Annotated in this window: 13 protein-coding genes; 10 read left to right on the top strand and 3 right to left on the bottom strand. The window is 61.1% G+C overall.

Annotation, left to right across the window (positions count from 1 at the left end; translation table 11 throughout):
* Positions 1–4 precede the first annotated feature (4 nt).
* From L6639_RS16845 to L6639_RS16805, 9 genes are all read left to right on the top strand, one after another.
* Positions 5–766, top strand: a complete 762-nt coding sequence (locus L6639_RS16845) for a sugar phosphate isomerase/epimerase family protein (protein WP_237862853.1) — start codon at positions 5–7, stop codon at positions 764–766.
* A 20-nt stretch (positions 767–786) separates the two neighbouring features.
* A complete protein-coding gene (locus L6639_RS16840; protein ID WP_338076540.1) occupies positions 787–1,956 on the top strand; it encodes a Gfo/Idh/MocA family protein in 1,170 nt (389 codons plus the stop codon).
* A 75-nt stretch (positions 1,957–2,031) separates the two neighbouring features.
* Positions 2,032–3,087 carry a sugar phosphate isomerase/epimerase family protein gene (locus tag L6639_RS16835; RefSeq protein ID WP_237862852.1) on the top strand — a complete coding sequence of 352 codons (1,056 nt, stop codon included), beginning with the start codon at positions 2,032–2,034 and terminating at the stop codon, positions 3,085–3,087.
* 13 nt (positions 3,088–3,100) lie between these two features.
* Positions 3,101–4,276 (top strand): Gfo/Idh/MocA family protein, encoded by a 1,176-nt coding sequence (locus L6639_RS16830; RefSeq protein WP_237862851.1) that lies wholly within the window; start codon positions 3,101–3,103, stop codon positions 4,274–4,276.
* Between the two features lie 197 nt (positions 4,277–4,473).
* Positions 4,474–5,949: an ABC transporter substrate-binding protein gene (locus L6639_RS16825; protein ID WP_237862850.1), complete on the top strand. Its 1,476-nt coding sequence runs from the start codon at positions 4,474–4,476 to the stop codon at positions 5,947–5,949.
* Between the two features lie 9 nt (positions 5,950–5,958).
* Positions 5,959–7,116, top strand: coding sequence for a carbohydrate ABC transporter permease (locus L6639_RS16820; RefSeq protein ID WP_237862849.1), 1,158 nt, complete (start codon positions 5,959–5,961; stop codon positions 7,114–7,116).
* Between the two features lie 86 nt (positions 7,117–7,202).
* On the top strand, positions 7,203–8,297 hold the full coding sequence (locus L6639_RS16815; RefSeq protein ID WP_237862848.1) for a carbohydrate ABC transporter permease: 1,095 nt from the start codon (positions 7,203–7,205) through the stop codon (positions 8,295–8,297).
* A 4-nt stretch (positions 8,298–8,301) separates the two neighbouring features.
* Positions 8,302–9,384, top strand: coding sequence for an ABC transporter ATP-binding protein (locus L6639_RS16810; protein WP_237862847.1), 1,083 nt, complete (start codon positions 8,302–8,304; stop codon positions 9,382–9,384).
* A 129-nt stretch (positions 9,385–9,513) separates the two neighbouring features.
* Positions 9,514–9,894: a GNAT family N-acetyltransferase gene (locus L6639_RS16805; RefSeq protein WP_237862846.1), complete on the top strand. Its 381-nt coding sequence runs from the start codon at positions 9,514–9,516 to the stop codon at positions 9,892–9,894.
* A gap of 17 nt (positions 9,895–9,911) precedes the next feature.
* Here the strand turns inward: L6639_RS16805 and L6639_RS16800 are convergent, their stop codons facing one another.
* The 3 genes from L6639_RS16800 to L6639_RS16790 form a co-directional block, all read right to left on the bottom strand.
* The gene (locus L6639_RS16800; protein WP_237862844.1) at positions 9,912–10,475 is read right to left on the bottom strand and encodes a P-loop nucleotide/nucleoside kinase family protein; all 564 of its coding nucleotides are present in this window, start codon (positions 10,473–10,475) and stop codon (positions 9,912–9,914) included.
* Positions 10,472–12,205 carry a serine hydrolase gene (locus L6639_RS16795; RefSeq protein ID WP_237862843.1) on the bottom strand — a complete coding sequence of 578 codons (1,734 nt, stop codon included), beginning with the start codon at positions 12,203–12,205 and terminating at the stop codon, positions 10,472–10,474. The genes L6639_RS16800 and L6639_RS16795 overlap by 4 nt, the downstream gene beginning before the upstream one ends.
* 394 nt (positions 12,206–12,599) lie before the next feature.
* Positions 12,600–13,490: an alpha/beta fold hydrolase gene (locus tag L6639_RS16790; RefSeq protein ID WP_237862841.1), complete on the bottom strand. Its 891-nt coding sequence runs from the start codon at positions 13,488–13,490 to the stop codon at positions 12,600–12,602.
* 394 nt (positions 13,491–13,884) lie between these two features.
* Here L6639_RS16790 and L6639_RS16785 point away from each other — a divergent pair, with 394 nt between their 5' ends.
* Positions 13,885–14,967, top strand: coding sequence for a transglycosylase SLT domain-containing protein (locus L6639_RS16785; RefSeq protein ID WP_237862840.1), 1,083 nt, complete (start codon positions 13,885–13,887; stop codon positions 14,965–14,967).
* Positions 14,968–15,014: the final 47 nt, after the last annotated feature.

Raw genomic sequence — 15,014 nt, 5'->3', positions numbered from 1 at the left:
CAGCATGACCACGCCGATAGACCGACTGTCCTTCCAGCTCTATTCCGCCCGTTCGATCGAACCGCTCGAGGCACAGTTCAAACTGCTCGCCGGCCTCGGCTACAGGATGGTCGAGCCCTGGGGCGCGCTGTTCAACGACACCGATACGTTGAAGCGGCTGCTTCAACACCATGGCATGACCGCGCCGAGCGCGCATGTCGGCCTCGACCGGCTGCGCACCGACGCGGCCGGCACCGCGAAGCTCTGCAAGGGATTGGGTATCGATACGATCTTTGCCCCGGCGCCGCCGCCTGGCGAACGCGAGGGTGGCGAGAAGGAGTGGCGCGGCATCGGGCGCGAGCTGGCCGCGATCGGCAAGGCGGTGACAGGCGAAGGGCTGCGCTTCGGCTGGCACAACCACCATTGGGAATATGGCCGCACCGCCAGCGGCGTGACCTATCTCGAATGCCTGTTCGAGGAAGCGCCCGAACTCGTCTGGGAGGCGGACCTCGCCTGGATCGTACGCGGCAACGGCGATCCCGTCGCCGAAATCAAGAAGCACGCGGGGCGCCTTGTCGCCTGCCACATCAAGGACCTCGCACCGTCAGGGCAATGCGCGGACGAGGATGGCTGGGCCGATCCCGGCCACGGCACCATGGACTGGCCTGCGCTTCGGGCCGCGATGAAGGAAGCGAGCGTGTCGCTGTTCGTCGCCGAACATGACAAGCCGAACGATGTCGCTCGCTTCGCGCGCCGGGCGCACGAGACCGTGACCGCTTGGACTTGAAGGACTTGGAGCTGAAAGACATGAGTGACATGAACAAGCTCGGCGTCGGCGTCGTTGGATGCGGCAACATTTCGACGATCTACCTGCGGAACATTCCGAACTTCCGCGATCTCAGGCTGGTCGCCTGCGCCGACCTGCGCCCCGAGGTCGCACGCGACCAGGCCGGGCTATTCGGCATCGAGGCCTTGACGATCGACGCGCTGCTGGCGCGTCCCGATATCCAGATCGTCGTCAATCTCACGACACCCAACGCGCATTTCGCGGTCAGCCACGCCGCGCTGACCGCCGGCAAGCATGTGTTCGGCGAGAAGCCGATCACGGTCGATGCCGCCGATGCGGCTGCGCTGGTCAGCGAAGCGGCGCAGCGCGGCCTCAAGCTCGGCTGCGCGCCCGACACGTTCCTCGGCGGCGGTGGCCGGACCGCGCGCGAGCTCATCGATGCGGGCAGGATCGGCAAGGTGCTCTACGGAACCTGCTTTCTGATGTCGCATGGGATGGAGCACTGGCATCCCGACCCCACTTTCTTCTTCAAACCCGGCGGCGGACCCATCCTCGACATGGGGCCCTATTACCTTGCGGCCCTGATCAATCTCCTGGGATCGGTGACGCATGTGCAGGGACGCGCGAGTTCCGGCTTCGCCACGCGGCTTGTCTCCTCGAAGGGGCCGATGAACGGCAAGACGATCGCAGTGGAGACGCCGACGACGGTGATGGCGCTGCTTCACTTCGAGACGGGCGCCGACATCGTCTTCACGATGAGCTGGGACGTGTGGAAGCACGGACATGCGCCGATCGAACTGTACGGCACCGAGGGATCGCTGCGCGTGCCGGATCCGAACTTTTTCGGGGGCGTGGTGCAATATACCGAGAAGGGCAGCGACTGGATTTCGCTCGCAGCCGACGACCGCGCGTTCGGCAAGCCCAATTGGCGCTCGCCGAATTGGGCCGATCACATGCCGAGCCAGGCCAATTATCGCTGTCTCGGCGTCGCCGAACTCGCAAGCTCGGTGTTGCACGGTACGCCGCACCGCGCCTCCGGAGCGCTGGCAAGCCATGCGCTCGAGGTGATGCACGCCACCCTGAAGGCGGGTGTCGAGGGCGGCGAGATCGCCGTACAGTCGCGTGTCGATCGGCCCGCAGCAATGTCCGAGACCGACGCGTTGGCGCTGTGGGCGGCGGAGACGTTCTGACGCACGGCCGACGTCGCGGCCCCGCCGTACCGTCGCTCAGGCCGCCACGCGAAACAAGTAAGAAGGAATCATTCGATGAAGATGATCAAGGGACCGGCAATTTTCCTCGCTCAGTTCGCATCCGACACCGCGCCGTTCAATTCCTTCGATTCGATCTGCAAATGGGCCGCCTCGCTGGGCTACAAGGGCGTCCAGATCCCGAGCTGGGATGGGCGGCTGTTCGACCTCAAGAGGGCGGCGGAGTCGCAAGGCTACGCCGACGAGGTGAAGGGGGTCGCCGCCGGTCACGGCCTCGCGATCACTGAGCTTTCGACCCATCTCCAGGGCCAGCTGGTCGCCGTTCATCCGGCCTATGACGCCGTGTTCGACGGCTTCGCCGTGCCTGAAGTGCGCGGCAATCCGAAAGCGCGCACCGAATGGGCCGTCGACCAGGTCAAGTCAGCGATCCGCGCTTCAAAGCGCCTTGGGCTCACGGCGCATGCGACCTTTTCCGGCGCACTGGCCTGGCCCTACATTTATCCGTGGCCGCAACGTCCTCCGGGCCTCGTCGAGGAGGCGTTCGACGAGCTCGCCAGGCGATGGCGGCCGATCCTCGACGATGCCGACGCGCATGGCGTCGATATCGCCTACGAGATTCACCCCGGCGAAGATCTCCACGATGGCGTCTCCTACGAGATGTTCCTCGAAAGGGTGAACAACCATCGCCGGGCGAACCTGCTCTACGATCCCTCGCACTTCGTGCTGCAGCAGCTCGACTATCTCGATTACATCGACATCTACCACGACCGCATCAAGGCCTTTCACGTCAAGGACGCCGAGTTCAACCCGACCGGCCGACAGGGCGTCTATGGCGGCTTCCAGAGCTGGGTGAACCGAGCCGGCCGCTTCCGCTCGCCGGGCGACGGGCAGATCGATTTCGGCGCGGTGTTCTCCAAGCTGACGCAGTATGATTACGACAGCTGGGCGGTGCTCGAATGGGAATGCGCGCTGAAGCATCCCGAGGACGGTGCGCGCGAGGGCGCCGAATTCATCAGGAACCATATCATCCGCGTCACCGAAAAGGCCTTCGACGATTTCGCCGGTGCCGGCACCGACGTCGAGATGGTCCGCAAGATGCTTGGCATCTCCTAGAGCGAGGCAACAGATGGCAATCGAGGCAGGCAACGAGGCCGGGGGGCACCGCCGTATCCGGCTCGGCATGGTCGGCGGCGGGCAGGGGGCTTTCATCGGAGCGGTGCATCGCATCGCTTTCAGGATCGATGACCAGTTCGAGCTCGTGGCCGGTGCGCTCGCTTCGGATCCCGCCCGCGCCAAAGCTTCGGCAAAGGAGCTCGGGATTGCCGCGGACCGCGCCTATGGCAGCTTTGAGGAGATGGCAAGATCGGAAGCCGCCCGCGCCGACGGCATCGAGGCGGTCTCGATCGTCACCCCCAATCACATGCATGGCCCGGTGGCAAAGGCGTTCCTCGAAGCCGGCATCCATGTGATCTGCGACAAGCCGCTGACGACGACGGTCGCGGAGGCCGAGGAACTGGCAGCGCTGGTGGAAAAGACCGGCAAGGTCTTCGTCGTCACGCATAATTATGCGGGCTATCCGATGATCCGCCAGGCCCGCGCCATGGTGGCATCAGGCGATCTCGGCGAGATCAGGCTGGTTCAGGCCGAATATCTGCAGGACTGGTTGACGGAGCGGCTGGAGGCCACGGGCCAGAAACAGGCGGCGTGGCGCACCGATCCGGCCCGCTCCGGTGCCGGCGGCTGCATCGGCGACATCGGCACCCATGCCTATCATCTCGCCTGCTTCGTCAGCGGGCTCGAGCTCGACGCGCTGCTTGCGCAGCTCTCGACCTTCGTGCCGGGTCGGCTGCTCGACGACGACGTCCAGATCCTGCTGAGGTGGAAGGGCGGCGCCAAGGGCATGCTTTGGGCGAGCCAGGTCGCGGTCGGCAATGAGAACGGATTGAAGCTGCGCGTCCACGGCACCAAGGGCGGCCTCGAATGGGCGCAGTCCGATCCGAACTATCTCTGGTTCACGCCCTATGGCCAGCCGAAGCAGCTGCTGACCCGCGGAGGCGCCGGCGCGCTACCGGACGCCGGCCGCGTCACCCGCATTCCGTCAGGTCACCCCGAAGGCTACCTCGAAGGATTTGCGACGATCTATGCCGAAGCCGCGCGCGCAATTCGCGCCGCCACATCAGGCGTCAAACCCGATCCGGCGGTGATCTATCCGACGGTGCATGATGGGCTCGCCGGCATGAAGTTCATCGACGCAGCGGTGAGATCATCGGCGGCCGACGGCGCCTGGGTCCGCGTCGGTTGATAAACTGCGCCGCTGCACGCGGTCTTGCTGCGCTTGCACACCGGGTCGAGGCCTGAAGGACGGCGCGCCATCAAGCAAATAAAGGCCATCCAGCAAATAAAGAATGCGCCGGCTTTCCCGGGCGGCGAAATGCTGTAGGCTGCGGGTTGTGCGGGCTCAGGCCTGCACTTCAATAAAAATGTACACGGGAGGGACCTATGGACATTCGGAAGCTTGCGACAGCTGCCGCGTCGGCCGTCGCCTTGTGTGGATGGTCGGGCATCGCCGCTGCCGGCCAATATGACGGCATTACGATCAACATCCTGACGCGCCCGGGACCGGTCATCGCCGGCGCAGTGTCCCAGCGGGGCAAGGAATTCGAGAAGCTGACGGGCGCCAAGATCATCGTCAACGAAGTGCCTTATGCCGAGATCTTCCCGAAGGTTCAGCAAGACTGGTCCACGGGCACGAACTCCATTGATGTCGCGGTCTTCGCCGCCGGCTGGGGCGTCGAGCTCGCGGCGGCAGGGTTGCTCGAAAACCTCGATCCCTACATTGCGAAGGACGGCAAGATCGACGTCCAGGACATCGCTCCCTATTTCCGCGAGTTTGCCCAGAAGATCGGCGGGCATACGATGGTGATCCAGGTCGATGGCGACTTCCAGATGGTCTATTATCGCAAGGACATCCTGGAAAAGAACAATCTGCAGCCGCCCAAGACCTGGGACGACTATCTCGCCATTGCCAAGGCGATCAACGGCCAGGACATGAGCGGTGACGGCAAGCCGGGCTACGGCTCCTGCATCTTCAAGAAGCGGAATGCGCAGAGCTATTTCGCCATACAGACGATCGCTTCGACGATCGTTCAGACCCAGGGTACGGCCCAGGGCTTTCAGTTCGACAACGCCACGATGAAGCCCCTCGTCAACAATGCCGGCTGGAAGAAGGCCTTTGAACTCTACAAGGAGACGAGCAAATACGGACCGCCTGAAGAGCTGAACATGGACATCGGCGACACCCGTGCCTTGTTCAAGTCGGGCCGCTGCGGCCTCCTGATCGAATGGGGCGATCCGGGTCCGCTCCAGCTCGAGGACGACGCAAAGGGGATCAAGAACAAGCTCTACGCCACCAATGTCGGTTCGAAGGAAGTCTTGGACCGCAAGACCGGCAAGCTTGTTCCCGTCAGCAAGGAGTCTGCACCGAATGCGATCGACGGCATCAACTATGCGCCGTTCTCGGCCTTTGGCGGTTGGGGTGGCGCGATCAACGCCAAGTCGGATCGCAAGGTCAAGCAGGCGGCTTACGACTTCCTGTCCTACATCAGTCAGAAAGAGCAATCCAACGTCGACGTGACCATGGGCTGGACCGGCTTCAACCCTTACCGCCTGAGCCAGCTCAAGAGCACGGACCTCTGGGTGAAATCGGGCATGGATGAGGGCCTTGCCAAGAACTACATGGGCGCCATCAACGACGCCCTCAACAATCCCAATATGGCCTCGGACCTCAAGATTCCCGGTGCGCAGCAGTACACCGGCGTCGTGCTCGACACGGAGCTGGCGCGCTACATGGCCGGCGAGATCACCGTGGACGAAGCCTTGAAGAACATCGACGCGGGCTGGGAAAAAATCACCAAAGACTTCGGTCGCGACGAGCAGATCAAGCAGATGGCACTCGCTGTCGGACCTGCAAAGTGAGCGAGCCCGATGTCTGAGGTGACAGTTACGAGCCAGCCGGGGATTTCCCCGGCTGGACTTTCTCGGGGTGAAAGCTGGGGCGAATGGTTTGACCGCCATTCGAGAACGTTTTTCATTGCCCCGGCCGTTACGCTCGTCCTGCTCTTTGCGATTTTCCCGACCTTCTACACGATCGTCTTCGCGATCAGTCATGTCAGGTTCTCGGCCACCGGTCTCAAATTCCGGATGGTCTGGTTCGAGAACTTCGCGGCCCAATTTGCCGGCAACCAGCAGGTTCACTTCCTTGGCCGCTTCACCACCATGAGCTTGACCGGCTGGGTCTTCAGCCTGCTGATGGCCGGCGCTCTCTTGTGGTGGCTCTATCGCGCTGTTGTCAGCGGAGTAAGCTGGGTGGGCCTCGCCGGGCGGTTGATCAGCGCGGCCATGGCCATGTTCATCGCGCTTCTATTCGCCGCCACGCTGCTGTCAGGCAATCAATGGGGCACGCTGCTCAACACCCTGTTCTATGTCGTCGTCGGGTGCTCCATCCAATTCGTCATCGGCTTGATGCTGGCCTTCCTGTGTTCACAGCCCGTGAGCGGCAAGAATTTCTTCCGGGTCCTGTTCTTCATCCCCCTCATGATCACCCCCCTCGGGGTCGGCTACGCCTTCAAGATGATCCTCGACGTGACCAAAGGTCCGTTCCAGCCCTTCTGGCAATTTGTCGGTCTCGGGAATTGGGCATGGTCGACCGATGCCTGGGCCGCTCGCTGGTTCGTTATCCTGGGCGATTCCTGGCAATGGATCCCCTTCATCTTCATCGTCCTGCTGGCCGCACTGGAGAACGTGCCCAAGGATCATGTCGAGGCCGCTCAGGTCGATGGTGCCTCCAGCTTCCAGATTTTCCGCGAAATCACCTGGCCGCAGATTCTTCCGGTCGCGGCAACCGTCATGCTTATTCGCATGATCGAGGCGTTCAAGATCGTGGATCTGCCGAACATCATGACGGCAGGAGGGCCCGGGATCGCGACCGAGTCGATGACGCTGCATTCGCTGTTTCTCTGGCGTGCCAACAACATGGGTGATTCCGCCGCCGTGGCCTATCTTCTCCTGATATTGACCGTGGTCGTCTGCTCCTCGTTCTTCAACTATGTGGTCCTCAAACGATTGCGCAGGGCGCGGGCATGAGCGGGGCGACTTACGGAATCTCCAAGCCGCAGCGGTCCCTCAGACAACGGCTGTTCGAGCCGCCCGCCGTGGGCAAGATGTCCCTGATGGCCAACCTTGTGGCCGGGGCCATCCTGTTGTTCTGGTCGCTGTTCGTGCTCTTTCCGATCTATTGGGTGGTCATTACGGCCTTCAAGGATGCCTGGACCGTCAACAACGGGCCGTTCTTTATCCCCTTCGTCGATTTCCAGCCGACGTTGAAAGGTTGGACTGCGCAATTCGCAACAGACCCCTATTGCGATGCCTATTCCGTCGGCCGCCAGCTTGTCCTGCTGGTCCACAATCTGTTCGCCTTCATTGTTTCGCCTGTTATCGCGATCGAAAGAATGGAGCCGCAGATTTGCAAGGTCTACCTCGCTTATACGAATTCCTTTGTGATCAGTTTCGGCGCCACCGCGCTTTGCATTGCGGTCGGGTCCATGGCTGCCTACGCATTGGCGCGTATCAGCTACAAGCCGAAGTTCGGCAACGTCGTGGTGTTCGTGCTGCTGGCCCTGTCGGCCATCGTCGCGTCCAATTATTTCGACGTTCATTGGGCGATCTCGGGCTCCGTTGGCCTCGCTTTGTTTTTCCTTCTGGCCCGCAGCCTGGGGCGCCGTTTCAAGACCACGCTCGGAAATAACGACATCCTGTTCTGGATCGTATCTCAGCGCATATTGCCGCCGATCGTCGTCATCATCCCGGTCTACATGATGTTTCAGTCGGTCCGCATGATCGACACCCACCTCGCGCTGATCATCGTCTATGCGGTCGCCAATCTGCCGATCGTGGTCTGGCTCATGCATGACTTCTTCGCCAATCTTCCCGTTGAACTGGAGGAATCGGCACAGCTCGACGGCTCGTCGCGCTTCGAAATCTTTTGGGACATCGTGTTGCCCCTGACCCGTCCGGGGCTCGCCGCAACCACCCTGCTGACGCTCATTCTCAATTGGAACGAGTATCTCTTTGCGATCTTCCTGACGACCGCTCGCGCCCTGACCATGCCGATCATGGTTGCCGCCAAGAACACGGGGGAGCGCGGCATTCTCTGGTGGGAGATGTGCGCCATCATCATGATCATGATCCTTCCGGTCATCATCATGGCCATTGTGTTGCAGCGTTATATCGCCAAGGGCGTCCTGCTTGGCGCGGTCAAGGGATGAGCGGATGAACAGTGTCATTTCGGCCGCTGCTCGTCAGGTCCCGGTCCGTTTCGAAAAGGTACGGAAATATTTCGGTAGCGTGAAGGTGCTCGAGGACTTCAACCTGGACATCGCGCCGGGCGAATTCCTGGTGCTGCTCGGCGCGTCCGGCTCGGGAAAGACAACTGCGCTGCGCATCCTCTCCGGCCTCGAGACCGCCAGCGCCGGCCGCGTCTTGATCGGAGACCGCGATGTCACCGACATCCTGCCGAAATACCGCGATATCTCCATGGTGTTTCAATCCTACGCGCTTTACCCGCACAAGACCGTGGCCGAGAATATCGGCTTTCCGCTCAAGGTTCGCCGCATTCCCGAAGCCGAGCGTGCCGCCGCGATCAAGGAGGCTGCAGCTCAAGTCCAACTCCAGACCCTGCTCGATCGCTATCCAAGGGAGCTATCCGGAGGCCAGCGTCAGCGGGTTGCGCTGGCGCGGGCCATCATCCGCCGCCCGTCGGTGTTTCTCATGGATGAGCCGCTTTCAAATCTCGATGCCAAGCTTCGCGGTCACATGCGCGCCGAGCTGAAGCACATGCAGCAGTCGCTGGGCATCACGACCATCTATGTGACACACGACCAGATCGAAGCCATGACCCTGGCGCACCGGGTCGCGATCCTGGAAAAGGGCGTCTTGCAGCAGCTCGATACGCCGGCGAACACGTACAACGATCCTGCCAATCTGTTTGTCGCCCAATTCATCGGTTCGCCGCCGATGAATATCATCCACGGGGCTCTGGACGGCACGGCCTTCATGGGCCACGGAGCCCGGCTGACGTCACCGGTGGCAGGCAAGATCGCCAAGGCCGTCCTCGGCGTGCGGCCTGAGGACTGCACCATCGTCGAACACGACAAGGGCGATCTGAAGGGCGAAATCTACGCCAACGAATTGATCGGCGACCATACGCTTGTGACGGTCAAGGTCGAAAATGACTTCATCGCCGTGAAGGCCCCCAAGCAGTTTGCCGGCAGGCAAGGCGAGCGCATCGGCGTCTCGCTGACGCCGCCACGCTCATTCGTTTTCGATGCCGAAAGCGGCGCGCGCGTGCGCTGAGAGACATCGGTGGCGCGATGTGTTATGCGAGGCCAATCGATCGGAGCTGGCCTCGTGTCGTGTGTTCTCAGACCGCCCCTGCTTGAAGAGCTGCCGGCACTCTCTGCTTTGTGCCTCCGGTCAAAAGCTGTGTGGAGCTACGACAAGGACTTCATCGAAGCCTGCCGCAGCGAGCTCACCATCGAACCCGGTGACATGCGGTCGAGTGCGATTGCCGTGGCGGAACAGGACCGCCAGATTGTCGGGATTACCCAAATTAAGGTGACCGGCGACGAAGCAGACTTGTTGAAGTTGTTCGTCGAACCGACGATGCTTCGCGGCGGTGTAGGAACGAAGCTGTTCCACTGGGCTATCAGCCAAGCGGCTCGAATGGGTGCCGAGCGCATGTCGATCGAAGCCGACCCGGATGCCGCGCCGTTCTATCGACGAATGGGCGCCAAAGACTGTGGCCTCGCCCCCTCAGGCTCGATACCTGGTAGAATGCTTCCCAAGCTGGTCAGGGAGTTGTGATCGGCCAGAGTTGCGTGTTATGCCCGACGGCCAGTCGAAACAGTTGCTGATCCGCCAGATCGCCCGATCCCGAGACGCTCGCAAACGTATTCAACGCTGTCTTCGATCGAAATTTTCGACGTGTCCAGCACCTCGAATCCACCCGCCTCAGCCTCACCGCGCAGAAATCTTGCCCAGTTCATCATATCGGGATTGGCCAAGTCAGGCTGGTTGCGTTGGTTAACGAGGCGATGCGTTCGGCTTTCATCGTCACAATGCACCAGGACGATGCGAGCCCTTGCAATCCCGGCAGCTGTCAACCCGTCCGTGATGAACGACAGCCGCATCTGGCCTTCAAATAGAACAGGGAGAGTATCAATTTCTCGCGCAATCCGGGCCAGCCACTCGATGGTCATCGCGCGCTGCCAACCGCCTCCCGGCCGCGATTCTGCGCCCCATCTCGCAATGCGTTCCTCCGGAGACGGAACTCCGATGCTGTCAAACCGGAACACGCGAGTAAGCCTCGGATGTTGCCGCTCGATCCTTTCTGCAATCGTCGTCTTGCCCGAACCCGACGCTCCTGTAAGGATGACCAGCCTCATTGCGCTGACTTCGAACCGATCGGATCGAGCGAGGTCTTGTCGAATCGCAGCTGCTTGACGCGGCCGTCGTCGATCGACATTGCATTGCACTTGCCATCGTCTGCGCACACGAACTTCAGGTTTCCGATCGGAAAGCCCGTCGAGAACGCGTCAACCCCGACAGGCTGCAGATCGAGGTCTCCCCGCGGGGTGTGCACCATCAGCACGTCCTCGCGAAGGAACACGTCATAGATGACGCCGAGCTCTGTGCTGTAGTAGTGGCCCTCGTACGCTTTGAGTCGGTCTGCTGCGGGCTTGCTGATCGTGATCCGCTTGAGAGCAAGATTGACGCCGTTCTGGTGCAGCACTGCGTTCTGAGCCGTTCCGCCTGCCGCGACTTCGTCGAAGACGATTTCGGCGGGAACGACCCTCAGTCGGAAGGCGGTGTTGGAGACAGCGTACATCGGAAAGGATGGCTGGCCGGTCGCGCGTGTGACGAGATGGTCATTGTCCTTGCTGATGGAAATGATGAACCCCGGCCTGAGTTCGTAGTCGCCAACGTAGGCATCGAGAATCTTGGGGTCGACCGCAACTTCCGGCTTGTCGTCAAGGGTCGGCTTGTCGGGAGCAGGCTTGAGCAACTCCTTGAGATAGAGGTCGGCGATCTTGAATGAGAGCGCTGCCGGGTTCAGATCTCCCGCGTTTGCCAGGATCACGACCGAGAAATGCTGGTCCGGGAATCTGAGAATATTGGTCCGGTATGCGGCATCGCCGCCGGCATGCTCAACCGTTCTGAGCCCGCGATACTTTCCGATAGATAGGCCCGATGCGTAATTGATGTTCTTGCCGTTGTTGAGTTTGCCCTTCTGCTGCATCTCGGCGAGCAGCGTCACGCCGCCGACGTCTCCGGTGTAGAAGTTCTCGTCCCAGCGCGCCAGGTCGCCGACCGTGGAAAACAGGCTCGAAGGTCCGACCGTCGAATAGGTGAGCGCGATGTATTGGTATTTGCCGTCCGGCTGCCGGGCGTAGGAATAGGCCCGGTCCTTGACGATCATGCTGTACTTGTCCTGGAAGTGTGTGTGAGACATGCCGAGAGGTTCGAAGATGCGCTCCTTCGCGAACTCCGGCAGCGTTTGGCCGGACACTTGCTTCACCACCATCGCGAGCAACGTGTAACCGCTGTTGCTGTAGAGGAACTGATCGCCGGGCGCGAAGTTCAACTCGGTTTGCTGAAACAGCAGGCGCGCAACATCGTCGTCCGTGATCTCGTCGTCCAGCCGCCACCCCGCGAGCGCCAGAAGATTCCACTGGTCGCGAACGCCGCTGGTGTGGTGAAGCAGTTGGCGAATCGTTATCAACTTACCGAAGTCGTGCAGCTTCGGAACGTATTTGCGAACATCGTCGTCCAGAGACAGTTTTCCTTCGTGAGCGAGGAGATGGATCGCGAAGGCCGTGAACTGCTTGGAGACCGATGCGAGGTGGAATACGGTTGCTGGCGTGTTGGGCACGCCATACTCCAGATTGGCCGCGCCATAGCCCTGGCTGTAGATGATCTTGCCGTCTTGCAGGACAGCGACGACAGCGCCGGGTGAGTTCGGTTCAGCCCATCGCGCGAACAGCTGATCGACGGCCCGCTCCAAGGGCCCATTGCTTGATGTGGCGGCGGGCGAGGGGACCGATTGAGCGGCGACGACAGCAGGTGTTGAAAGATACAGCGCCGCAAAGGCCGCCGTAACAATCCTGGAGAGCATGACGGTTTCCCTGATTGACGCTCAGAAATCTTCGCGGCATGAACACAGCGCTCAAGCGCGCAATGTTGGAAATTGGTGCGCTGCTGAAGGGCCTCTCGACCATTGTCATGTCACTGCAGCACGGCGGATGCCGCTCGGTCCAGTCGCGATGAGCCATCGGCTATTGCGAGTTCTCATTCGATGATTATGAATGGAATCGACGCAAAAAACATCCATAAGATGCGGTGACGGGCTGGAAATTGACATCGGGCAGGCTCTCCATTGAGGACCGGAGCGCGAACCGGGAGTTAGGCTGCCGGTTCGGTTTGAATTGGTTTGCCTATCTCTTTCAGATCAACCCAAAGCGTCGTTCGTTGTTGTGGAAGATGCCTATCGCAAGATAGAGCCCATGATCCTAGGCCTCGAAGAAGCCGGCTAATTCCTTGGCAGTTTCCGACGGAAACTCTTCAGGGAAGAAGTGACCACCAGCCACGGCATGTCCTTCCACATTTTCGCACCATCCGCGCCAGATCGCCAATGGACCGCCTTCTCCACCATACCACCTCGCCAGTCCGCCGCCGCCGCTCCAAAGCGCCAGGGTTGGGCAGACAATTTTGTTTCCGGCAGCGCGATCGGCGACATCGTGATCACGGTCGAGCGTTGCTGCTGCACGGTATTCTTCGCAAATGGCATGGAGATGTTCGCGATCTCTGAGCATTGCCGCGTAGCTTGCGCGAACCGCTTGTGGGAAGATCGAAGACGGCGAGCCCCAGCCCGATAGCGCGCCTTGAATAACGGCATCTGCCGCGACGCCGATGGTGTCCTCTGGGAGAGGAGCCGGTTGAGCAAGCAAGCTCCACGGCCAGAAGCTTAGCGCAAAGCGAGCGTCGGCCCGACTCCACGCATCCGCCGTCGGTATGATGTCGAGCACCGCAAGTTTTTGGACGATTGACGGACAATCAAGCGCCATTCGATAGGCAACGCGTCCTCCGCGGTCGTGCCCGGCAACCATGAAGCGGTCATGCCCAATCCGCTTCATGAGCTTGATCATGTCGTTAGCCATCGCACGCTTTGCGTAAGGGGCGTGATCGGGAGCCGATGCCGGAGTGCCGCTCTGCCCATAGCCGCGGAGATCAGCGCAGACCACCGTAAATTTTTGTGCCAGGATTGGCGCAATGTCCCGCCACATCAGATGGGTTTCAGGGAAACCGTGCAGCAGGAGTAGCGGCGGGCCATCTCCCGCGATCCTTGCAAAGATTGGCGTCGCTTCAAGGTTTACCAGACGGGATTCAAAGCCGACGAACATGGAGCGCCTCCTTGTTCATGTCATGCATTCTCTTCGATCGAACCGGCTGACTTGTTACAGGAACCGACGCGTATGTTCAGCGTCATGGCCGGCCACGGCCGGCAACATCCGACCAGCAGCAGCGGAATCTCGGCGCGGCGCATGCCGGCAGTTCCACGAATCCGATCCTATCAGCGATGCGCTGTTCGACGCCGACGGCAGCGCGCTGAACCGAGGCGGCACGCCGGGCGGCTGGCCTTTGACCCAAAGTGGGACACGTTCCATGATTCGCGAGGCAGAAAATCTGCCCCTGTTCACCACATTTAAACCTTAAGATTCTACGAAGGGGACTCACCATGGGCCGCAGGAACATGCCAACAGCCTTCGTACGGAAGCCATCCGTGGACTTCGGGCAATGAAGGTTTGGCAGACCAGCTGCATCGTGGCTGTCATCGCCGCCGTGGGACTTTATCTGGCTGGCGGAAACAGATCGGCCGCGACGGCGCCTGAGGTCATGCTGGAAGCGGCAGCGAACTTTGCAGCTTCTGCGAACATGGCGGCTCCCGCGAACATGGCGGCTCCCGCCAACATTATGACTCCTGCGAACATGGTGACGCCTGCGTTATACGCAGAGGCATCCGCCAGACTCGCGGCCGCGCTTCGGGCAGAACGACCAGAGCTGGGCGCCGCGACGTCAGCAGGTTCCGCGCCGTCGAGCACCGGGGCCGACATCGCCGATCGTCCGGCCGGGCCGAAGCTGGCGTCGTTGGGAGATGATATCGTCCAGTCGCTACCGGCAGCTCGCGAAGCGTCCGACGGTGCCCCCAAAGCGGCGTCGACGCCGGATTTCCGCTATCTGACCTATTACATCTGGTCCGAAGTACCGCCCGCCGAGAAACCGGCGGAGACCGTCTTGCGTGCGTTCAAGGACATCCCGCTCGGAACGCCGGCCGAAGAGATCAAGCGCGTTTCCGATGCGTTTGGTCTCGACGTCAATTTCATGATGGCGGTTGCCAAGATCGAATCCGGTTTCAACCCCAATCAACGCACCGGGTCGTATATCGGCCTGTTTCAGCTGAGCAAATATGAGTTCGGCAAGTTCGGCTCCGGGCAGATTCTCAACCCTCGGGACAATGCCGTTGCGGCCGCCTACAAGATCATTACCGAAGGCGTCCAGTTCGAATGGATCACGCACCGCAAGCCGGACATGAGCGATCTTTACCTGATCCATCAGCAGGGCTGGGAAGGTGCCGCTGAGCACATCAGCCGGCCTGCTCGGACCGCCTGGAAATCGATGTGCGCCACCGGCGAAGGCAAGGAGAAGGGCGAGAGGTGGTGCAAACGCGCGATCTGGGGCAATGCACTTCCGGCGTTCAAGCGCAGCTGGAAATCGGTAGACAACGTGACGTCAGAGGCGTTCGTCGGCATGTGGCGTGGCCGGGTCGCCGAATTCTACACGAAATATGTGGCGACCGCCGCTGCGGCGGCAAACCCGTAAGTCCGTTGTCGACAGGGCCGTTGCAGCTTCTGGCAATGCACGTGACG

Origin of the sequence: Bradyrhizobium zhengyangense, assembly GCF_022012555.1 — a bacterium.
Classification (GTDB): Bacteria; Pseudomonadota; Alphaproteobacteria; order Rhizobiales; family Xanthobacteraceae; genus Bradyrhizobium; species Bradyrhizobium zhengyangense.
The sequence above is the reverse complement of the archived record's forward strand: the minus strand, read 5'-3'. Positions and strand labels throughout refer to the sequence as shown.